Genomic DNA, 20835 nt, shown 5'->3' on the forward strand with positions numbered 1-20835 from the left:
GTGGATAGTTGCGCCGACACTGCCAATTCATCCGGTTGTTCCTGTTCCACGAATGAAATCGCTTTTCGTGCCTCGAACGGTCGATTTTGGAACACATGTACCCTCATCACACCGCCCACGATCGAACCAACGGAAGGGGGAACCCGACTGTTCGGCTGGTGCTTTCCTTTCTGCTGTTGGGCAGTTTGATTGTGGGGGTCGCGCACGCGCAGACAGCCCCGGTGAGGGACTTTCAGGCAAATCAACGCCCGGCGCCATCTGCAGCCTCGTTGTGGATCGACAAGATGGTTCCGCCGGTTCCCGATGTGGTGCGGGATGGTCGCCCGGCGACACGTTCCGGGCAAGCTCAGCGGCCTGTTCGATCGGTTGAATCTGACGTAGATGCGAATCGTTCTGCGGTGCCAGACAGCTCCCATTTGCAACGCCTTGGCCAAGTCGACATGACGAACTTGCTAAAGCTATGGGATGCATCGGTGGGTGCGAAACATGTGCCGGGGACACTACCGGGCGCTGTTCTGTCAGCTGAGGCTGAACCGGCTGCTCACGATCCCGTCGTCGGTGCGACCAAAGTCCATTCGTCCCCCCTCAATGCGCCTCAAATCGACGCCCCCGCATCCAGCAACATCACCGAAGCAACCGATGCGCAGACGGTGGAGCCATTTCCCGCGGACCTTGTGGCGACCCCGGAAACCGATTCGCTGCCGCCGCTGAGCAGCCTGGATCAGGCTGCGCAGCTAAAAACACAATGGTGGACGCCATTGGTCAGTGATCCACTTCGCGACCCAAACACCGCACTGGCGATCGATTTGGATCAGCTGTTCGTGTTAACGGTCATGTATTCCGGACGCGTGCTAGCTGTTGAACAAACAAAATGGATCAATCAAGCGCGGACCGCGCAAGCCGTTTCCGAGTTTGACCCGACCGTTTTCGGAAGTTCGCGGTACGATAGCACAAGCGATCCGGCCGAAAGCACGTTGACGACCGGTGGACCCGCTAGGTTGGAAGACGACATCGTCGCTGGCGATGCAGGGGTGCGTGGGCAAAACAGCCGCGGTGTGAAATACAACGTTGGTCAGAGTCTGGGGCATAAAAACAGCAACTCAAACTTCTTCATTCCTAACAATCAGGGTTACACGCGGCTATTCGCCAACATGACCCATCCGTTGCTGCGTGGTCGCAAGATTGACGTCAATCGCAGCCTTGTGCTGACCGCCCAGTTCCAGACCAAGGGCGCTCAGGCATCGTATCATGAATCCATTCAACAGCAATTGATTCAGGTTTCCGACGCATATTGGCAACTGTATACCGAACGAGCCACGTTCTTGCAGCGCAGTCGCCATCTGCAACGCGCCACAGAAATTGCGAACCTGTTGCACGCCCGCGCAGATCACGATTCGTCTCGTACCCAAGTTTTGCGAACACGTGCGGCGGTCGCGGATCGAACGGCGGATATTTCGCAATCGGATGCCAGAATTCGCAACTTGGAATCCAACCTTCGATCACTGGTCAACGCACCCGAGCTGACTTCGAATCGCGATAGCGAATTTTTGCCGGTTCAGCCCGCTGTCGTGTTGCCTGTCCATTTTGATGCCCAGATCGAAGTTGCCGCGGCTCTTGGTCAACGGCCGGAGTTGCAGCGACTGAACAGCGAAATGGATGTTGCCAGGACCCGGTTGCGACTTGCCAACGATCAAAAGAAGGCCACACTGAACTTTGTCAGCGAAGCCTATTTGGCGGGACGGCAAGGCGATTCGGACGTTCTAGGTGCATTGACAGATCAGTTCACCGTGGGCCGACCGGGGTACGGTGCCGGGCTGGTCTATGAACGTCCGATGGGAAACCGAAACGCAAACGCATCCGCGCGCCAGGCGTATTTCCAAATCAGCCAGCTCCAGCACCTGACGACGGAAACGACCGAGAAGATCTACACGGAGGTCGAATCTGCGGTGCGTGACGTGGCGGCTTCGTCAAAAGCGATTGATCTTCGACGAATCGCTCGTGAAGCTGCGGCCGCCGAGGCTGATTATCTGCTGGACCGTTGGCGCTCGCTGGGGAATGATCCGAATCTGGGGCAGATCCAGCTGAACGATCTGCTGCAGGCGCAAGATCGTCTTCTGCAGGAAGAACAGAACCTGCTACAAGCGCTGGTCCAATACAACCGCGCGGTGTTGGAAGTCCAACGTGCTACCGGGGCACTGGTTTCGTTCGCTTCTTTGAAGTAATCCAGCTGGCTTGATCGGTTGAGGCCCGCCGATCTTGTCGCGGGCCAATGCTTCAGCGCCCATCGAAGGTGTTCGCTTCGTTGGTCTGCGTGGACGCACCCCTCCAGCACGCAATCAGCCGTTTGGGGCATTGCAGCTACAGCCGCAGCGGTCGTTCGGATTCTGCGGGCTGGGCAGTCTCTGAAAGATCTGCGGGGGATTTCTTTTCGCCGCACGTTGTACTTTTGCATCCTATGTTTGATCAGTGAATATTGGCAAAGTTCCGACAGGGATTCGATGATGACCTCCAGCACCCTCCAGCAACGACTGATCGTGATCATGATCGCGTTTGCGCTGGCAGGGAATGCGTCAGTGGTTGCTCAAAGCGTGACGTATAACGAGAGCTATACGATTCAAGGGTTCAGCCAACCGGTTCGACTGTCTTCGGTCGCAGGCGCGACTTCTGGAATCATACGCCAACGATTGGTTCGTGAAGGGGATGTTGTTCTTCAGGGCGAAGCCTTGATTCAACTGGACCCCACCATCCATCAGGCTCGGCTAGAACTCGCTCGCATCGCCAAGGACGCCAAGGGCGAGTGGCAGATCGCGAAGGCTGAATTGGCATCGAAAACGAGTCGATTTGAGCGAATTGAATCGCTTGTCGCTCGCAACCATGCGACCAGCGTGGAACTGCTGCAAGCGAACGAAGATCTGACGATCGCGCGTGCTAGCCTGCGACGGGCCGAAGACCGCTTGGCACAACAATTGGCTGACTACAACCGCTTGTTGGCCGAATCCGAACAACTGTGTATCAAAGCACCTTTCGACGGCGTTGTGGTTGAATTCACCAAACAGGTTGGCGAGTTTGTGGGGCCGGGTGAGTCCACGGTGTGCACGATTGCAGACCTGTCCGAACTGTCGGTCGAATTTTTGGTTCCCCGCCTGTATCGTTCGAATTTGAAGATCGGGAGCGAGATCGAGGTCGTTTTCACCATCATTAACCGTGTGGTGGTTGGAAAAATTGACTATATCTCTCCGTTCCCGAACGGCGAAACGAATACCTACAAAGTGAAGGCCCGGGTCGACAATTCGGACGGATCCTTGAGCGCCGGCGAGCGCTGTCTACTGCGAGAAATCGAAACCAAAAGTTCCAAGATGGAACCATCCCAGGCGGCTCACGACGCCGTGCGGAGAACCTAGTGGACAACCAATCAAACGTTGGATTCGGCGACGCACATCCGTCCTCGTCAGCCACGGCTCCGATCGGTTCCAAGGACGCGTCCGGGCATTCCGATCCAGCGAATTCGCCGAGTGCGATCCCGCCGCAGTTCAAGACCTTGTTCGCTCGCCAAGGCGCCGGCAATCTGGTCCATTGGCGAGTCGCCGCTGCAGGGAATCTGGTGCGTGTCGGTGGTGCCGGGGCAATCGCCAACGATGTCCGCGATCGTTCGCATGACCTGGCGCTGCGTGCGTTGCAAGCCCAGACACAAAAGTGCACCGTGCTTTCATCGCCTGAAAGCTGGTTGATCGTTGCACAACCGCTGTCGAATCACACCACGGATTGTCTGACGGTCGGATTCCCCTGCGAGCTTTCCGAACTGTCGGGGGCAGCAACCGAGTCGCGGCTGGCAGCTGTTCAAAAGTTGGGCAATTCGCTGCTGTTCGACACATTGGTTGCGGATCGCAGAGAAGAAGCAGAGTCGGGCGATTCGATGCCTGCGGATTTGTTGTCGGCAGGGATGGATCTGCCAAGCGGTGCATCCACCAACCAGCCAAGCGAAGACGGTGGGCCAACGTGGACAACGCTTCGCAAACAGGTGACCGGAAAAGTACTCGCCGATCTGTCGCGGCGCAGATCCGATGCAAAGTTCTACGCTTTGGCGGTTGCTGGGCTTGCTGGGATCGGCATGATTCCATGGCCTTACACCGTGACCTGCAAAACCGTTTGTGAACCGTCGGTACGTCGCTACGTGGCGGCTCCCTTCGATGCTCGCCTGCAGCGGGCGCATGCCGTCGCGGGACAGACGGTTGCTGCGGGGGATCTATTGGTCACGTTGGATGGCGGTGACCTGCGAAGCGAATTGGCGGGGCTGCGGTCCAAGTCGTCTCAGGCCGAACAGCGATTGCTGGCGGCTCTTTCGGCTGGCGACCATTCGAAGGCAGAATTCGAGCGGTTGGAAACGGAGCAAATCAAACAGCAGATCGAACTGCTGCAGCGCCGGCAACGGCAGCTTGAAATTCGGTCTCCGATCGACGGGGTGATCATCACCGGCGACTTGGAACGAGGCGAAGGGATGCCGCTGTCCATCGGTGATCAACTTTTCGAAGTCGCCAGTTTGGAACGGTTGGTTGCTGAAATTGCGATTCCGGAATCCGAAATCAACCATATTGCCGAGGGTATGCAGGTCCGCATTGCGGTCGATGCAGCGCCCGATCACGACGGTCAATCTGAGATCGCGATGATTCACTTGCGAAACGAGCTGCGTGGCAACGAAAGCGTGTTCATTGCCGAGGCGGAACTTCGCAATCAAGACGGCAAGTTGCGTCCGGGCATGAACGGCACCACTCAAATCGCCGCTGGCCGCCGCGCGGCCGCTTGGATCTTGTTCCATCGACCGGTCGACGCCGTTCGAAATTGGATCGGTTGGTAATCGCGATGTCGTTTTCCAAACCCGGTGAATTCCATACACAATCAGCACCGCAGGACGCGACGTCCGGCGATGATGATGCGCCGCAGGAACTGCCAGCCCATTTTCCACTTCGCGATGATCTGCAATTTCACCATCGCAACGACGGTTCGGGACGAGTCGTATTAGAAGATCCAGCGGCGGGAAAGTTTTTCCGTATCGGCCCCAATGAATATGCCTTCATCCGGTTTTTGTTGGAAACGCAGTCCGCGGCGAAGGCTCTTCATCGATGCCAGGATGCGGCGCCTGATAATTGCTTGACGACGGATCATGCAACTCAACTATGCAAATGGTTAGCCGGTAACGGACTGACCCAATCGGCCCCCCAACCACAAGCTCCGTCGGGGATCGCAGGTTCGCCAGTGTTGCGCGCTGTGTCGGCGGTCTTTTTCTGGAAGTTGCCACTGGTTGACCCCGACCGATACCTGGCGAAACTGGTCGGCACGGCCGGATGGCTGTTTAGCGCCCGAGCGATGGTCGTTGGTCTGCTTGTCTTTGCTGCCGCGTTGGTCGCGATGACGGGACACTGGGACCCGTTTTTTGACAGCTATACGAATCTATTTTCGGCGTCACGTTGGATCTGGTTGGGCATCGCTTGGTGCGTTTTGAAAGCGGTCCACGAAACGGCTCACGGCGCCACCTGCAAACGGTACGGCGGCGATGTGCACGAAGCTGGGTTGGCAATGATCCTGCTGATGCCGATCGCTTATGTGGACGTCACATCCAGTTGGCGTTTCGATTCCCGCTGGAAACGGTTTCATGTGACGATGGCCGGAATCGCTGCAGAGTTGTTCTTGGCCGGTGTCGCGTTGTTTGTTTGGTACTGGTCGACGTCACTGCCGGTCCAGCAAATTGCTGCCGAAGTTGTGTTGCTGGCGTCAGTCAGCTCGCTGCTGTTCAACCTGAATCCGCTGCTGAAGTTTGACGGCTACTTTGCCTTGGCGGATGCCACCGGCGTCGACAACCTGTACACGTATGGCCAAAAGTATGCACGCTACTTCGGTGGCCGCTATCTGCTTGGTCTGAACGCCACAGCACCGCAGCTTCCGTCTCGTCACGCCGTTTGGATCAAATGGTACGGATGTTCGGCGGCTGCCTACCGCGTCGTCACCGTCAGCGGTCTGTTGGCGGGGGCGGCAATGCTGTTCGAAGGTGCCGGAATTGTCGTGGCGATTGGGGGGCTTGGTTCCTTTGTCGTGATGCCGTTGATCGGTCTGTGGAAACACCTGGCAAATTTGTACCAGAACGGCACGCTCAATCCGGTACGACTGATCACGCGGGTCACCTTGCTGGTATCCGCATGCTCGATCGGCCTGTGGGTGACGCCTGCGGATTGGTCGTGGACAGCGCCCGCCATTGTCCAATACGACCCGCCTGCGGTGGTTCGAACGCGATCGGCTGGTTTTGTCGACCATGTCCATATTCAAAACGGCGACTCTGTCCAACGCGGGGATGCGTTGGTGACCCTTCGCAATGACGAACTGACATTGCGGCTGATGGACCTGCAAAAACAGGTCGCCCAGGTGGAGAACGAAATTTTGGCGGCTCAATGGCGAGGAAATTCTTCGGAAATGGGCGACGCCGTGACGCGGCGTGACGGACTGGCAAAACAGGTGATTGAACAACAAGAACAAGTTTCCAGTCTGACGCTGCGGGCGACGACCGACGGCAAAGTCGTTTCACGCATTCTGGCCGTGATCGAAGGAACTTACGTCGAAGAGGGCGAAGAGATCGCCGTGATCGGACGCGAAGATTCGAAGCGGTTGAAGGTGTCGATCAGCCAACAGGACGCACGACAGGCCAACCTTTGGCGCGATCAACCGCTCCGCATCGTGGTCGCCGGGCATCCGTCTTGGAACGCCCGCATTGAACGTTTGGAAACGCGAGCCGCATTGACTCCGCCGGACCCTTCCCTGCTGGCGATGAACGGCGGATCGCTGACGTCGGTGCATGCCGCCGATGGCGAATTTGAACTCTGCGAACCCCGTGTGAATGCTTACCTGCCGTTGGATCCGCAGCGCAGCCGAGCTCTGCGAACCGGTCAGCGAGCCTCTGTGGTTATCCATTCCAACCACCAGACTTTGGGGCAGCGTTTGACGGCGGCGATCGGCAACGCGATGTTCCAACTGAAATTCTGATTTCGCACGCCGCGGCGCCGAAGCGTGCCGCGGAATCAGAACGAATCGGCATCCGACCGGATCCTGTCGGTGATCGGTCGGACTTGATCGGTGGCAGTTGCCAAAATTGGCAAGATGCATGATGGATGGTGGACCGGCTTTCGCCGCCATCGACATGACGGCGACCACTAGGCCACTGTCGATGCTAGTTTTGCCGCGGCAAGTTCATCGGTGGTGGTGCCTGTTCGACGCCTTGAACGGGCGGCGGTGCCTGTTCGACGCCCTGCCCATCCAGCGAAACCCCGACGTCGTGCATCAGGTGATGCAAGGTGGCTTCGATCATTTCTGTCTTAGCGACGATCCCTAGAGTGCCGATTTGACGATGATGGTGCCGTGACCAACCGCGAACGTCATCTTCGATGTGGTGAAACAGTTGGTCCATTCCCGACAACTGAGACCTCATGGCCTGCATGTCACGGTTGTGTTCCGCTTCGTGGATGAACTTTGCCACGCCCAACAGTTGGTAACCCTCGGCGTAGGTTTCTTGAAAACCGTGGTTGTGAGAATAGTTGTAGTGCAGATCCAGCAGCAGTTCGTTCACCAACGTTTCCAGCCGTCCGGATAGATCTTCGTACTGGCTGAATCCGCCAAATGGCAGCAACGCAGGCCTGGCAACGACATGCGTGGCGGATTGTTGTGGCTGGTAATAGTACTGGTTGTTTTCCACGTAGTACTGGCCGGCGTTGTAACCGCGGATCGTGGATGGCACCACGTGCGACCATCCGTTGTGCACGACGTCATGATGTTCGCGGCGGACGACATGCCCGTGGCTGTCACGGATGACATGATCGTGATGATCGATGTGCGGGGCAACGATGGTCGGCCGGCTGATTCTGCGAGCATTATCGCGGATCACGTCGTGGTGTTGGATGCCCTGAACATGGCCATGGGAATCGCGAATGACGTGGTCGTGGTGTTCAACCTGCGGCTGTGTTCGGACCGAACGGCCGGTCGTGATGCGACCATTTCCGATTCGAATCTGAAATTGCGCCAAGGCTGTATCTGCAACGGGCCCAAAGCACAGCGACAGCAGACCGATGGTCGCCGGAAGATGGAATTTCATGGAAAAGCTCGCTTGAAAAGGGTGGATAGCTACCGGCGATGCCAAAACACCGGCCTCGGATGTCGTGACGGAGTCTCACTGTAAACCAAGGCATCCATACGGACCCCATCGATCTGCAGCAGACTCCGTGAAATCCCGATTCACGACACCAAGTTCACCGGATGAAGGCTTTCGACAGATTGTAAGGCAAGCTGTTTCAACTTGCGCTGACTATCTGGAAATCCGGTGGTCGACCTATCAACCTCTTTTGCTGTCACTTCGCAGCAGGCACTTTACAGTGCTTTCAGAACTTCGGCTGCGTTGGCACGGCCGCCGTGGGTGGCGCTGATCTTGGCGTAGGTGATCTTTCCCGATGCATCCAGGACGATCGTCGATGGATAGGCGGTCTCACGTGGTGCATCCCAACGCAGCCCGTATGCATTGGTGAACTGAAATCCAGGGTCCAACAGGAAGGTCAACGGCTTGGGCAATTTCGTGCCCTTCAAAAAATCGTCCGCATGCGATCCCAGTTGTGAAGCTGGCCCCGGGTAGACCATGAGGACTCGTGCATTTTTCGCAGCGAATTTGTCAGCCAACTTGATGAAGTCACCTACCTGGGCAGAGCATGCGGGACACTGGTAGCCCGGGAAACCTCGCAGCACGACCAAGACCACGGGCCCATCGGCGTTCACTTCGCTAAGTTTCACGTTGCCCGAAAGTTCTCCACCGACCGATGGCAACTGAAAATCTTTGGCGGTTTGCCCTACTGCAAGCTGCTTCTTTGCGGCGTCGACAGGCGTGCCGGTGGTCGTTTGTGCAGAAACAGAGTGAGACACGGTCAGCGAGAGTGCGACGGCAGCAAGCGCAAGGTGCGGAATCATTTTCATCAATGGGCCTCGAAAGATGGGTGCAGAAGGGAGCAGTCTAAAAGTTCATGAAAACTGGGAATGGCCAGCATACGCTACCGAAGATCGCGGGCGGGTCGCTGGTTCCCTGAACGAAAGAAATTGCCAGCGGTCGTCGACATCCGCCACGAAATCTGTGTGCTGGACGCGGGAGAATGACGTTGCCAGCGGGGGCGGCGACTGAACTGGACGATCGGGCTGGCTGCCGGATGTGGTCGACCAGTCGCATCGGGCTTTGGCATAGTTGACTCTTGATCGCCCGCGTAGAATCCTTTCTGAACTTGGTTCGCATGGGCCGCGTGGGATTGGCAATCGATCTTGATTGCCGCGATTCACGGTGTTGCTATGCGGGCGATCGCCGTACGAACTATCCAAAACTGTCTACCGACCAGTCCATGTTAAGCATCGAAACACTGATTCTGATCACCGGTATTCTGTTGTTATTGGGGATTGCGTCGAACAAGTTTTCGGCTCGCATGGGCGTGCCCGTTCTGTTCGTCTTTTTGGTCGTCGGGATGCTAGCCGGATCCGAGGGGTTGGGCGGCATCGAGTTCGAAAACTACTCGATGGCCCATGGGATCGGGACAGTCGCCCTCTGTTTGATTCTGTTCGATGGCGGAATCCGGACGCCGTTCCAGTCGATCCGGTCCGCTTGGAAGCCGGCGGGAGTGCTTGCGACCGTCGGGGTTTTCATCACCGCATTGATTACGGGGTTAGCGGCGGCGTGGATTCTTGGGTTGACGGTGCTGCAGGGGTTATTGCTGGGCAGCATTGTCGGTTCGACCGATGCATCGGTGGTGTTTTCGGTGCTGCGCGGCGGTGGCGTCAATATCCGACCCAAGTTGGCCAATACGCTAGAGGTGGAAAGCGGATCGAACGACCCGATGGCGATCTTTTTGACGATCGGCTTGATCCAGGTCCTCACCGGCGAGGTGCCACTGGGCATTGGGTTGGTGACGTTGTTTTTGAATCAGATCATTTTGGGCACCATCGTCGGTCTGTTCGTGGGCTGGGCCGGATCGTTGATCCTGCGATACATCCGCTTGGATGCGGCCGGTTTGTACCCTGTGATGGCAACCGCGTTGGGTCTGTTTTCGTTCGGATTTGCGGCCCAGTTGGGCGGCAGCGGATTTTTGGCGGTGTACCTCACTGGCATCGTGATCGGCAACCAACGTCCGGTTTTTCACCGCGGCATCCTGTTGTTTCATGACGTGATCGCTTGGATCTGCCAAATCTTGATGTTCACCGCGTTGGGGATTTTGTCATTCCCAAGTCGGTTGGTCGAAGTCGCTGTGCCGGCGATCCTGATTTCGATCGTGTTGATCTTTGTCGCGCGACCGATCGCGGTTTTTCTATGTGCGGCGCCATTCAAGTTTGCATTTCGCGAATTGACGTTCCTGTCCTGGGTGGGGCTCAAGGGCGCCGTCCCCATTACGCTGGCCACCTTTCCGATGTTGGCCGATTTGGAGGGGGCGTCGGTGATGTTCGATACGGTCTTCTTTGTGGTCTTGGTGTCGGCGTTGGTACAGGGGTGGACTCTGCCGGCTGTTGCTCGATACCTGAAATTGGAAGTTCCAACCAGGTTGCCGCCGCCGGTGACGCTGGAAATTAGTTCGCTAAGAAACGTAGACGGCGACATCGTCGATTATTTTGTGGACGAAGAATGCCAGGCCGCTGGCTGCATGCTGAAACAACTGGCATTGCCCGACGGTGTCGTGATCGCACTGATCGTCCGCGACGAGCAGATCATTCCGCCGCAAGGCGGGTCGATGCTGCTAAGCGGTGACCATGCGATCGTGGTGCTGCGTCCCCAGGTACGCGCTTTGGTGGATCGGGTGTTTGCGCATCGCAAGAGTCCGCCGAAAGAACTGCCCGCGGAGTTCGAGTTCCCGCTGCGGGGGTCTATCAAGGTCCATGACTTGGAACAGTTCTATGGAGTCAAGCTGGATGCGGAAATGGGCGCGACGCTTGATCAGACTTTGCGAGATCGGATTGCCAAAGAAGACCTGAAGGTTGGTTCGGCAGTCCGCTACGAACAGATCATGTTGACCGTCCGCGGTTTGTCGTCCGACGGAACGATCGAATACGTGGGCATGACAATCTTGCCCGTTGCCGCGGCCAAAGTCACCACGGATGCGAACGACAAGTCGGACGAAGGGCCGGGCAAGTCCGAATCACCCGATTCGTGATCACTGGGGTCCCCGACGGAATCAGTCGCTTGCTGCTACGCCAACAGTTCTGGGATGACTTGACCACCGAACTGCGATAGCTGTTTGTGGCGTCCGGCGTGGTAGTACGTCAGTTTGTTGTCGTCCAAACCCAACAGGTGCAATAGAGTCACGTGCACATCACGGATGTGGTGAACGCATTGGACTGCTTCGGCGCCCACTTCGTCGGTGGCACCGATCGTGTGTCCAGCACGGGTTCCACCGCCAGCGAACCACATCGTCATCGCCTTGGCATTGTGGTCGCGACCGTATGATTGACCGCCGCCGCGGATTCCGTTGTCGGGAGTCCGTCCGAATTCGCCACACCACACGACAAGCGTATCCTTCAGCATGTCGCGCTGTTTCAAGTCTTTTAGCAACGCAGCGATCGGTTGATCCACACTTCGAATCAACGATCCATGGGCTCTCTGGATATAGTCGTGGCTGTCCCAGTTGCCTGCGTAGGCCTGAACAAAGCGGACGCCTTTTTCCGCTAGTCGCCGGGCGAGTAAACACTTGCGACCGAACGAATCGGTGGGGCCGTCGCCGATCCCGTACGCGTCGAGCGTGGTCTGTGTTTCGCCTTCGATGTCGATCACCCCCGGCACCTCGGACTGCATCGCATACGCCAGTTCGTAGCTTTCCATTCGGGCGATCAGATCACTGCGTCCGGGGCGAGTGGAAAGGTGTTGGCGGTTCAGTTCCGCCATCAGATCTAGATTTTCACGCTGCCGTTTGCGAGAGATGCCCGCCGGTGGATTCAAGTCTAGGATCGGGCTCCCCTCGGGACGAAGCGGTGTGCCCTGGTACTTTGCCGGCAGGAATCCGTTGGCCCAATTGGCCGCGCCGCCTTGCGGGTAGCTGTTACGCGGCAGAACGACAAACCCGGGCAGATTCTGGTTCGACGATCCGAGGCCGTAGGTCACCCAGGATCCCACCGCCGGGTCGCCACCGAACTGGTTGCCGGTGTTCAATTGGTAACAAGCGGTTGGATGGTTCACCGATTCGACTTGGGCTCCGCGATAGAAGCAGATCTCGTCCACCATTTCTTTCAGGTGCACCCAAGGTGTCGAGATGTCTGCACCGCAGTCGCCCGCCTTGATGAAATCGAACGGGCTTTTGACGAAGTAGCGTTTGCCCGACGACATCGCGCTTTCCATTTCGCCGTTTCGCGTGAACGCCGTCAAGTGTTGCCGAGTCAGTTCGGGTTTCGGATCGAACGTATCGATGTGGGACGGCCCGCCTTCCATCATCAGAAAGATGCAACGTTTCGCCCGCGCGGCGTGATGCTGGATCTGTTGTTCACCCTGCACCATCGACGTCAACGCAACGGATCCCAATCCAGCGCCGATCCCGAACAATGCGTCGCGGCGAGTGGGACGGACAAGTCGGTTTTGATTTCTGGTCATAGCGTTGGGTGATCGGTAAGAATGATCGGTGTATCAGGCGAGGGCGTCGTCAGGCTTCGGCGGCAGAGCAATCCGGACAATATGCCGGGCGGATGCAATGGCGTGTTCGATGGGCTGCGTCCGCTAGATGCGGTTTCAATCCAAATAGCAATACTCGTTCGTGTTCAGCAGGACTCGCAGCACATGCGCCAGCCCTCGAGTTCGTGCGTCCACATCGGTAGGCCCCAGGTCCGGCTGGTACTGTTCATAGGCGGGAAGGAATTCGATAAAGCTGTAAGGCTGTCCGGTTTTTTCGGCCATCACGGTTCGTTCGATTTGGCTCGGCGGTGTTGTCATGGGATAGGTGATCGATTGTTCGTCGCTGGTCGCTTGCTGCCAGTGCTGTGCACAGAGATCCGTTTCTTTGTCGCTTGGATCGCGAGACAGGGCTGATTGGAACGCCCTGCGAATGATCGCGTGGTCGTCGGTCGATTCTTCGTCCAACAGGCGTGTCGCAAACGCGATTGCCCGATCCAGCACCTCTTGGGAATTGATCAACGTCAAAGCTTGCGGGGCGATGATGGACGTTTCTCGCATCTCGCAAGATTTGTCAGGTCCGGGCTGATTGAAGGCTTCTAAAAAGGGATCGCGGATCCCCCGTATTCGTTCCGCGTAAAGTGTTCGTCGGTTGCGCTGCGATGGCAGGGGATCGGGTTCATAAACCGACGCGGTGCCGCCCATGATCTGTCGGGGTTGGAAGGCGACTTCCAAGTTGATGTCGGGACGGCATGGGATTCCACCCACTATCGGGTTCAATTCACCGCTAATTGCGAGCATCGAATCACGCAGTTCTTCGGCTGAAAGACGGCGCGGTCGAAACGTCGCATAAAGTTGGCCACTCGGGTCGATCGTTTGAAGCGAATCAGGATCTGGGTGGCGACTGTCGCGGCGGAAGGCTTCGGAAGTCATGATCAGACGATTCAGCTTCTTGACCGACCAATCGTTGTCGATGAACCATTGTGCCAAATAGTCCAGCAGTTCGGGGTGAGTGGGCAAGGCACCGGTGCCGCCAAAATTGTTGGGGTTCCCCGCGATCCCCTTCCCAAAGTGCCAAGCCCAAACGCGGTTCACCATCACGCGAGCCGTCAACGGATTCGTAGGGTCGGCGATCCAATCGGCCAAAGCGAGTCGTCGATTGCCGCGACCTGCGGTGCGTTCGGTGTCGGGGAATTCGATTGGGCGCATCTGCCCCAGCGATTCGGCTGCGCTCAATGCCCCCGGTGATACCGCGTCGCCGACCGCATAGACATCGCCACCGCTATGGATGACGTCCTGCTCGACATCCCCTTTTCGCCATCGATCCGCGGGGACCTCGATACGCGAGCTGACGTTCTTTCGCTGGATGGTCGCGCCTGTATAGACAGCGAACGCGATCGGCTTTGTGCGGTCCAATTCGATCCGATGACGATTGATGTTTTTGGACATCCGTGCCGCTGATGCCTCGTCACCGGGATCCAACCCATTGTCGCCAACCTTTGCATCGCTGGTTTCCGTTTTCTTGTCACGTTTGATCTTGGCGTCCAGCGATTTCGACTGACGCTGATAGGCCGCGATCTTGGCGTTGACCCATTGATCGCTGTGGTCAAACCCCGACGTGTTCTCGTCGGGCAAAAAGGGGGCATCACGTTCGGAGAACTGAGTGGTCGAAAAAACCGACATCATGCGGTAATAGTCCCGCGTCGGCAGCGGATCAAACTTGTGGTCGTGGCATTTGCAACACAGCATCGAATGCGCCAAAAACGCTTGCCCGACCGTGTCGGTGACGTCGTCGAGCCACTGACCACGGGTTTCCTTGAAGACACTCATACCGGTCTGTTCCCAGGGCCCCATCCGCAGGAATCCGGTCGCGATCAGGTTTTCGACATTTGTTTCGTCCATTTCGTCGCCGGCAATCTGCTGACGCACAAACTCGTCGTACGGTTTGTCTTGATTGAACGAACGGACAACGTAGTCGCGGTATCGCCATGCGTTGGGACGGCTGTAGTCGTTGGCGAAACCGGCCGAATCGGCATAGCGGGCGACATCCAACCAACGCCAACCGAAATGTTCGCCATAGTGGGGCGACGCCATCAATCGCTCGATCGCGTCTTCGATCGCTGCGCTGGCATCGCGTTGGTATGCGGCGGTGAACGAGGCCACTTGTTCCGCCGACGGGGGCAGTCCGGTCAATCCGAAATGAAGACGCCGGATCATCGTGGTAGCGCCGGCCGTAGAAGCGGCGGGCAGCCCCGCATCGCGCAGTCGCTGGTTGATGAACCAATCGACGGGGTGCTGACCGGCCGGCACGTCATGGTTTTCAAGGGCGCGGTAGGCCCACAGTTTGGCGGTATCGTAGCGGCGGTTTTGCCAGTCATCGGAAAGCGCCTGCGAGACCAACACCTGCTGGCCATCGGCATACTGCTGCTGAATCTGTTTGACGCGTTGGTCGCTTGGCCAAACCGCGCCGGCATCGATCCAATCTCGGATCCACCACTGCTGTTGCTCGTTCAACTGATCCGCTTCCTTCGGCGGCATCTCGTATCCGGGCTCGGTTCGCGTGGTCGTCAGGTACAGCAGACTGTGCTGGCCGTCGCCGGGGACCGCGACGGATTCTTCGAACGAATCGCCTCCCGCCAACAGGCCTTCCCGCGATCGTAAATCCAATCCGCCTTGGATATCGTCGGGGTCGGCGCCGTGGCACGCTAAGCATTTCTGGGCCAACAAAGGCTTGATATGAATCGCAAACAACTTCTCGCCCGCAAGCACATCCACGTCGTCGTTGGCGCGAACCAGCGATGTGGCGAAAGCCAAGATCGATAGAAAGAACACTCGTTTCATGGAAGCACTCGTTGCGTTCAACAAACCGTCGGTCGGCCGGCGGTCGGGGAGTCAGTCCCCTTCATGGTATCTGCCCCGACAGGGTGATGTTGCCGCTAGCTGATCGGCGGAAAGCGGGATGCGATGAAGCGCCGGAATTGGAAACGATTTCACTCGGCAAGTGCTCTGATCCGACGCGGCGGATCACCGACGGTGACCGCGGACGCTGTGCAGCTGCCATTTTGGGGGCGACAACCTTCCATACGGCTTGTTCTCCCGTCTTTTTGCTGTGGATTTGTCCATCCGGCAATGTCTATCCTGTCGCCTGCAGCATCACTTTCAACCTCCACTCCGAACTTTCAACTCCTGACCATGCAGATCGCACTAGCCTTCTCCGGTGGCGGAGTACGAGCGACGGTATTCCACTTGGGCGTGTTGGCCCGTTTAGCCCGTCAAGATCTGCTCGGCAACGTCAAGGTCATCTCCAGCGTATCGGGCGGCAGTTTGGCGGCGGGGCTGGTTTTCGCGGCGACGGGAAATCGCTGGCCCAGCAGTGCTGAATACCTGCACGACGTGGTGCCGCAGATTCATTCGTTGCTGACCACTCGGAACGTGCAGTGGGCCTACGCGATCAAGTCGCTGATGTTTCCTTGGCGACTGGTATCAGGCCGAGCTGGTGTGTTGGGCGGCGAGCTGGAAAGGCAGTGGAACATTACGGGGAATCTGGCTGATTTGCCGGTGTCCCCTCAGTGGATCATCAACGCGACCTGTTACCAGACCGGTAAGAACTGGCGATTTCAGCGAGACTTGATGGGCGACTACCAAACCAAATACATCACGAATCCCGATTTTCGGTTGTCACACGCGTTGGCCGCATCAGCGGCGGTCCCCGGTCTGATCGGGCCGTTGATCGTCAAGTCACGCCGCTATCAGTGGTGCGAATACCGCAACGATGACTGGTGTTCGATCCAACCCAAGTACAAGAGTCTGCACCTGTGGGATGGCGGCGTGTATGACAACTTGGGGGTCGAATCACTTTTCAAGCCTGGCGATGGATTGCGCGAGGGGACCGATTTTCTGATCGTTTGCGATGCGTCGCGTCCGCTTGGCAGCGAAGAGCGAAAAATGAAATGGCGTCCTGGCTTCTTGGAGGCGTCACGCCGTTTGGTCGACGTCGCAACCGACCAAGTCCGCAGTTTGCGAGCACGGATGCTGATGGACTATTTCAAACAGAACCCGGGAACGGGAGCCTACCTGCGTCTCGGGCTGCGTACCAAGCGGGTTTACGCTCGCAGCGCCGCAGGTGGCGAACCCAACCTGACGGATGATGAAGTCAAGCGTGCCTCGGAAATCGAAACCACGCTTCGGCGACTGACACACAGCGAGTTCAGTCTGTTGTTCCGCCACGGTTTCGAAGTTGCCGATGCGACGCTTTCAACTCACTGCAACGAAGTCATCGAGCGCCAACCACGCAATCACGTCTGGTTCAAAGCTGCCTAAAGGGTCTGCAAAAACGCACCCCTTCTGCTTTCCTATCCTCGCCAACAATCTGAATTCGGTTCTCGTCGTCCACCGTTCGTAGTACCGGCTTCAGCCGGCTGGGTGCTTGGCTGTCTTGCGTCTGATTCCGCCTGCACAGAGCGTCCAAGTTAGCCTCGCAGAGGCGAACGCTTTTTGCCGTGGGGCTTGCCCCACGGTTAGCGATGGCCGACAAGATCATTGGGGGTTGCCAAGTTCCGGTGGCCCAAGGCCACCGGCATGATGCTTTCGCCTCTCCGAGGCGGTCGAGAGCTGATTCCGCGTAAAGGCGGTACTACGAACGGTGGCCGTGCCGCGTCCCAGTTTGGGTCTAGGGTTCAGGCTATCGCCCAATCGGCTAGCCCGATCATGGAGCTGTTACGCTACACTCTCGCCCCATTTCGCTCGATGGGCCTGGTGACACTCTAGTAGCGATAGCGAGCTTCGAAGCCTTGCTGTTTTAACCAGGCTCTAGTTTGGTCGGCGCTATCTTGGTTGCCGAAGCGAAGGTTTCGCCACGTGGGGGCTCGGTATCGAATTTCGCTGTGGTGTTGGTGCTTTTGGACCTCGACCTCAACACCCAGGCGGCGCAGGTAGTCAACGAATTGTTGCTGCTGTCTCGAGCGGTCACTTTGGATTGATTTCCAATCGGGCATCCGAAATTCGATGACTTCGTTTCCTCGCGTGAACGCTTCGTCAATCTCGACGTGCGATATTTCAAAACCTAGCGTGGTCAGCCACTGGCCCCATCGCTGACTCTGCCGGGGGCTTTCGCCCTGGATCGAACACCAATTCGTGCAGCGATAAGAAACGTTGTTCTGGTCCTGCTTGGTCTCGCATCCAAATTTGGCCAGCCTTGCGATTTGCTTTTCCGCTTGGGCGGCATCGTCGAAGTGTGACGTTTTCCACAAAGGCAATCGGAACGCTAAGTATTCGTTGCCTGAGGCCAGTGCGTTTGGATCATTGCCAGTCACGGGCAGGCTGATGAAAATCCCCACGGCGGCGACAGCTGCAGCGGCAAAGACGGTTCGTTTCGGAAGCATCATTTTGCGATTGCGATGAACATTGGTGGACTGGGAATCGTTGACTGGCCGCAGCTCATCGACCAGTGCAGTCGTTTCGAGAACGGATCGACCACACTGGGAAGATAGCTTGCGAATGATCGGGGGGAGCGATGAAAACGGCGTGGATTCCAGATCGCCGCAGGGCTGCCGCACGGTCGCTGCGGTATTGCAGAGAATGTCGCATGGCGTCGACGGATGTTGCCCGGTGATGGTGGGATGGGGCTTTCCGCGAGCGCATAAAAAAACCGTCGGCCACGGCAGATCGTGGTCGACGGTTCGCTTGATTGGAGTGGTCAGCGATTGCGGACTAGCTTTCGTCGGAAGGAACGTATTCGCTTTCGACGTACTCGCTGTCCGATTCACGTTCGCGGGCGATTCGGCCGGCTTCGGAAACCACGACTTGGGCGGTACGAAGTTCGATGTTCGAGAACCAGCGAACGTTGCCGGTGTACTTGCTTTCCACGCGATTCTTGGCAGCCAGTTCTTGCCAGGACATGTTGTCCATGATGTGCCAAGCAGCGGCTTGAGCCGTGTTCTGTGTGACTTGTCCATAGCCGAGTGATTCGCAAAGGACTCGGACGCTCGGGTCCGTGGTGAACTCGCTTAGCGGGACCATCTTGTAGGCCATGCGTGGGTTGGGATCAGGTTTGCCGTGTTCGAGGCAGACCGTTTGAACGGCAACCTTCATCATCCGTTCAGCTGGGACTCGCATGAAGCCGCCACCGCCGCCCATGCCGCCGCCACCCATACCGCCACCGCCGCCCATGCCGCCGCCGCCCATGCCACCGCCGCCGGCTTGACCGCCACCGCCACCGCCGCCGCCCATGCCGCCACCGCCCATTCCGCCGCCGCCCATACCGCCACCGCCCATTCCCATGCCTTGAGCAAGGATTGGCACGCTAGCGAATGCTTCGGGCAACTTCAGATTCAGCGGCTTGTCCGTCATGTTGCGGATCAGCACGTTGGCTTTGGTCGCGTCCTGAGGGATGATTTTTACATCGATTTGGCCCGCATCCATGGCGGCGAACAATTCAGCCGTCACGGCATCGACGTCTCCCCTTACTTTTTCGGCCGAAGCCGACATCGGCAAAGCCAACAAGGAAAGGACTGATGCGGTGGCCGCGATACCGGCGAACCGACGAGACAAGTTGGGCAAAGTGATCACGGAGACGTTCCTTTGAGTTGATTTCGCCTCGTCAGCCAAACTGGGAGAAAAGGGCATCATGGCTGACGCAAATGGTAGGGTTTCGAAAAACGGATGAGGCGACTGCGCGATTGCGGTCTGCTTGTACCGGCGGGATTGGTCGACCCCCCCCGGGTTAGCCGGAGGCCTCTGGATCAGAGGACGCCTGCCGAAAACACGAAATTTCCGTTCTCGCGTTATCATAGTCCCGCTAGCTGGCCGTACCAAGCAGAAACCGCTCGCCGGACCGAATCGGTCGCCTTCTGGGCCGGTAGACCCACCGGAATCGGAAAAATCCGCAGAAAACGGCGCCTCTATAGCACCAATCCCCAAACTTGGCCCTCGTCCGTCGCGTCAAAGCAAATTCGTTGCAGCTGCTGGACCAGCGTTTTCTTCTCGGAATCGATGGCCGTTTCGACAGACATGACGTTGCGTTCGACAAGGCTCTGCATGGTCGCGGCGATCAAATAGCTCTCGGCCGACGACAGTTCCCCGCGAGCCTGGGATTGGCGAAGATCCAGAATTGCGGTCGACGGGCAAAGCACTTCGGCCTCGGGATCGCTGAACCAAAACGCCATCTCGGCCAGCACCTGGCCGGATCGATCGACCAGTCGAAACTCTTCGATGTCCAAGTGCGACAAGCCGGCCGCCAGACGCCGAGTCGTCGGAATGATCGATTGGGACTGCGTCGATGCCGTCCGGCGAAATTGCAATGCTTCGCGGCTGACCGGCGGTCGATAGCACTGCAGGCTAGCCACCAAACGGGTCAGCGCATGAATCGGCTCGAATCCCATTTGTTTCAGTGTCGTGACCGAGACTTGGTCGTGATTGAGCACGCCAATTCCGTGTCCAAACGGTTCCAGCCCCGCGTACCCTCCCACGTCGTCGCGAATCAGACCCGCCAGCAACGATCGACAACCCGCCGACCGGACGTGATCCATTGCGGCCGCCACCAAAGCCGGAGCGACTTCAGCCGCCTGTGCCGGACGGGCACACAGCGCCGCCAGCGTCGCAAACGACGAATCCTGTGCCAGCGCTGGATCGCCACCGGCGCCAGCGAGGGCAGGACGGACTTCGCCATTTTCATGATCGATGTCCTCCGCCGCGGTACCGGGAATCACGTGACACCAACCCAGCAGTGACTGTTTCCCCTGGCATTCGGGTTGTGTCTCGGCTTCCGCGACCAGCAACCAATGCGGATCGAAAAAGGTTCGCGATACGATCGCCTGCTCCAACCGCGCTAGATTGACTCGCGGGACCGGCCCCACCGAAGCCCAATGTTCCAACCACACGTCGACCATCGCCGGCAGATCGCTGTTTCGAAAAGAGCGAATCTTGATCACGGGAGTATCCCAAACGGTGGAAATGTAGACCGATCATGGATGGCGACGCTGATCGCGAACGGCAACGAGAGCCTTTCGAATAAAAATGATGCCACATTCCGCGGTCGGACAGAAGCCACCTGAACGCGAAAACCCGATCGCACTGGCAATCCGCTGCGATTCTGGAATCCTGCCAGGCCGGCGGGGGGAAGAACCGCTGGTCCAGTTTCCTGGATAGCGGTGGCCGCTGTCCGCGGTGGGGTGTCTGCCAACGTCGTTGAATGG

14 protein-coding genes are annotated in these 20835 nt (G+C 57.8%); 7 read left to right on the forward strand and 7 right to left on the reverse strand.

Going from position 1 to position 20835, the window contains the following annotated elements:
- Positions 1–440 precede the first annotated feature (440 nt).
- The 4 genes from K227x_RS13105 (at position 441) to K227x_RS13120 (ending at position 7026) form a co-directional block, all read left to right on the forward strand.
- Positions 441–2222, forward strand: a complete 1782-nt coding sequence (locus K227x_RS13105; protein WP_218933980.1) for a TolC family protein — start codon at positions 441–443, stop codon at positions 2220–2222.
- A gap of 276 nt (positions 2223–2498) precedes the next feature.
- Entirely contained in the window at positions 2499–3401 is a 903-nt protein-coding gene (locus K227x_RS13110) for an efflux RND transporter periplasmic adaptor subunit (RefSeq protein ID WP_145170049.1), read from the forward strand.
- Complete coding sequence (locus K227x_RS13115) at positions 3401–4852, forward strand: efflux RND transporter periplasmic adaptor subunit (protein WP_145170051.1); 1452 nt, start codon at positions 3401–3403, stop codon at positions 4850–4852. The genes K227x_RS13110 and K227x_RS13115 overlap by 1 nt, the downstream gene beginning before the upstream one ends.
- 5 nt (positions 4853–4857) lie before the next feature.
- Positions 4858–7026 carry an efflux RND transporter periplasmic adaptor subunit gene (locus K227x_RS13120; RefSeq protein ID WP_145170053.1) on the forward strand — a complete coding sequence of 723 codons (2169 nt, stop codon included), beginning with the start codon at positions 4858–4860 and terminating at the stop codon, positions 7024–7026.
- Positions 7027–7210: 184 nt separating this feature from the next.
- Here the strand turns inward: K227x_RS13120 and K227x_RS13125 are convergent, their stop codons facing one another.
- Both K227x_RS13125 and K227x_RS13130 read right to left on the reverse strand, forming a co-directional pair.
- Complete coding sequence (locus K227x_RS13125; protein WP_145170055.1) at positions 7211–8128, reverse strand: hypothetical protein; 918 nt, start codon at positions 8126–8128, stop codon at positions 7211–7213.
- A gap of 272 nt (positions 8129–8400) precedes the next feature.
- A complete protein-coding gene (locus K227x_RS13130; RefSeq protein ID WP_218933981.1) occupies positions 8401–8994 on the reverse strand; it encodes a peroxiredoxin family protein in 594 nt (197 codons plus the stop codon).
- A 413-nt stretch (positions 8995–9407) separates the two neighbouring features.
- On the opposite strand from K227x_RS13130, the gene K227x_RS13135 reads away from it, so the two are divergent.
- A complete protein-coding gene (locus tag K227x_RS13135; protein ID WP_145170057.1) occupies positions 9408–11201 on the forward strand; it encodes a potassium/proton antiporter in 1794 nt (597 codons plus the stop codon).
- A gap of 35 nt (positions 11202–11236) precedes the next feature.
- Here K227x_RS13135 and K227x_RS13140 read toward each other — a convergent pair whose 3' ends face one another.
- Entirely contained in the window at positions 11237–12628 is a 1392-nt protein-coding gene (locus K227x_RS13140) for a DUF1501 domain-containing protein (protein ID WP_145170059.1), read from the reverse strand.
- A gap of 135 nt (positions 12629–12763) precedes the next feature.
- The gene (locus tag K227x_RS13145) at positions 12764–15484 is read right to left on the reverse strand and encodes a PSD1 and planctomycete cytochrome C domain-containing protein (RefSeq protein ID WP_145170061.1); all 2721 of its coding nucleotides are present in this window, start codon (positions 15482–15484) and stop codon (positions 12764–12766) included.
- Positions 15485–15835: 351 nt separating this feature from the next.
- Here K227x_RS13145 and K227x_RS13150 point away from each other — a divergent pair, with 351 nt between their 5' ends.
- Positions 15836–16963 (forward strand): patatin-like phospholipase family protein, encoded by a 1128-nt coding sequence (locus K227x_RS13150; protein WP_145170063.1) that lies wholly within the window; start codon positions 15836–15838, stop codon positions 16961–16963.
- Between the two features lie 443 nt (positions 16964–17406).
- Here K227x_RS13150 and K227x_RS13155 read toward each other — a convergent pair whose 3' ends face one another.
- The 3 genes from K227x_RS13155 to K227x_RS13170 all read right to left on the reverse strand — a co-directional run bounded on the left by K227x_RS13155 (position 17407) and on the right by K227x_RS13170 (position 20571).
- Positions 17407–18027 (reverse strand): hypothetical protein, encoded by a 621-nt coding sequence (locus tag K227x_RS13155; RefSeq protein WP_145170065.1) that lies wholly within the window; start codon positions 18025–18027, stop codon positions 17407–17409.
- Between the two features lie 325 nt (positions 18028–18352).
- Positions 18353–19210 carry a hypothetical protein gene (locus K227x_RS31410; RefSeq protein WP_261343441.1) on the reverse strand — a complete coding sequence of 286 codons (858 nt, stop codon included), beginning with the start codon at positions 19208–19210 and terminating at the stop codon, positions 18353–18355.
- A 332-nt stretch (positions 19211–19542) separates the two neighbouring features.
- Entirely contained in the window at positions 19543–20571 is a 1029-nt protein-coding gene (locus K227x_RS13170) for a hypothetical protein (RefSeq protein ID WP_145170067.1), read from the reverse strand.
- A gap of 85 nt (positions 20572–20656) precedes the next feature.
- Here K227x_RS13170 and K227x_RS31415 point away from each other — a divergent pair, with 85 nt between their 5' ends.
- Positions 20657–20788 carry a hypothetical protein gene (locus K227x_RS31415; protein WP_261343442.1) on the forward strand — a complete coding sequence of 44 codons (132 nt, stop codon included), beginning with the start codon at positions 20657–20659 and terminating at the stop codon, positions 20786–20788.
- Positions 20789–20835: the final 47 nt, after the last annotated feature.

Source organism: Rubripirellula lacrimiformis (assembly GCF_007741535.1).
In the GTDB taxonomy this organism is placed as follows: domain Bacteria; phylum Planctomycetota; class Planctomycetia; order Pirellulales; family Pirellulaceae; genus Rubripirellula; species Rubripirellula lacrimiformis.

What these genes read in the sequence shown, in the direction of transcription:
- K227x_RS13130 (WP_218933981.1), bottom strand. Translation starts at nt 8,994, where the DNA reads ATGAAAATGATTCCGCACCTTGCGCTTGCTGCCGTCGCACTCTCGCTG.
- K227x_RS13135 (WP_145170057.1), top strand. Translation starts at nt 9,408, where the DNA reads ATGTTAAGCATCGAAACACTGATTCTGATCACCGGTATTCTGTTGTTA.
- K227x_RS13140 (WP_145170059.1), bottom strand. Translation starts at nt 12,628, where the DNA reads ATGACCAGAAATCAAAACCGACTTGTCCGTCCCACTCGCCGCGACGCA.
- K227x_RS13150 (WP_145170063.1), top strand. Translation starts at nt 15,836, where the DNA reads ATGCAGATCGCACTAGCCTTCTCCGGTGGCGGAGTACGAGCGACGGTA.
- K227x_RS13105 (WP_218933980.1), top strand. Translation starts at nt 441, where the DNA reads ATGACGAACTTGCTAAAGCTATGGGATGCATCGGTGGGTGCGAAACAT.
- K227x_RS13145 (WP_145170061.1), bottom strand. Translation starts at nt 15,484, where the DNA reads ATGAAACGAGTGTTCTTTCTATCGATCTTGGCTTTCGCCACATCGCTG.
- K227x_RS13125 (WP_145170055.1), bottom strand. Translation starts at nt 8,128, where the DNA reads ATGAAATTCCATCTTCCGGCGACCATCGGTCTGCTGTCGCTGTGCTTT.
- K227x_RS13120 (WP_145170053.1), top strand. Translation starts at nt 4,858, where the DNA reads ATGTCGTTTTCCAAACCCGGTGAATTCCATACACAATCAGCACCGCAG.
- K227x_RS31415 (WP_261343442.1), top strand. Translation starts at nt 20,657, where the DNA reads ATGATGCCACATTCCGCGGTCGGACAGAAGCCACCTGAACGCGAAAAC.
- K227x_RS13110 (WP_145170049.1), top strand. Translation starts at nt 2,499, where the DNA reads ATGATGACCTCCAGCACCCTCCAGCAACGACTGATCGTGATCATGATC.
- K227x_RS13155 (WP_145170065.1), bottom strand. Translation starts at nt 18,027, where the DNA reads ATGATGCTTCCGAAACGAACCGTCTTTGCCGCTGCAGCTGTCGCCGCC.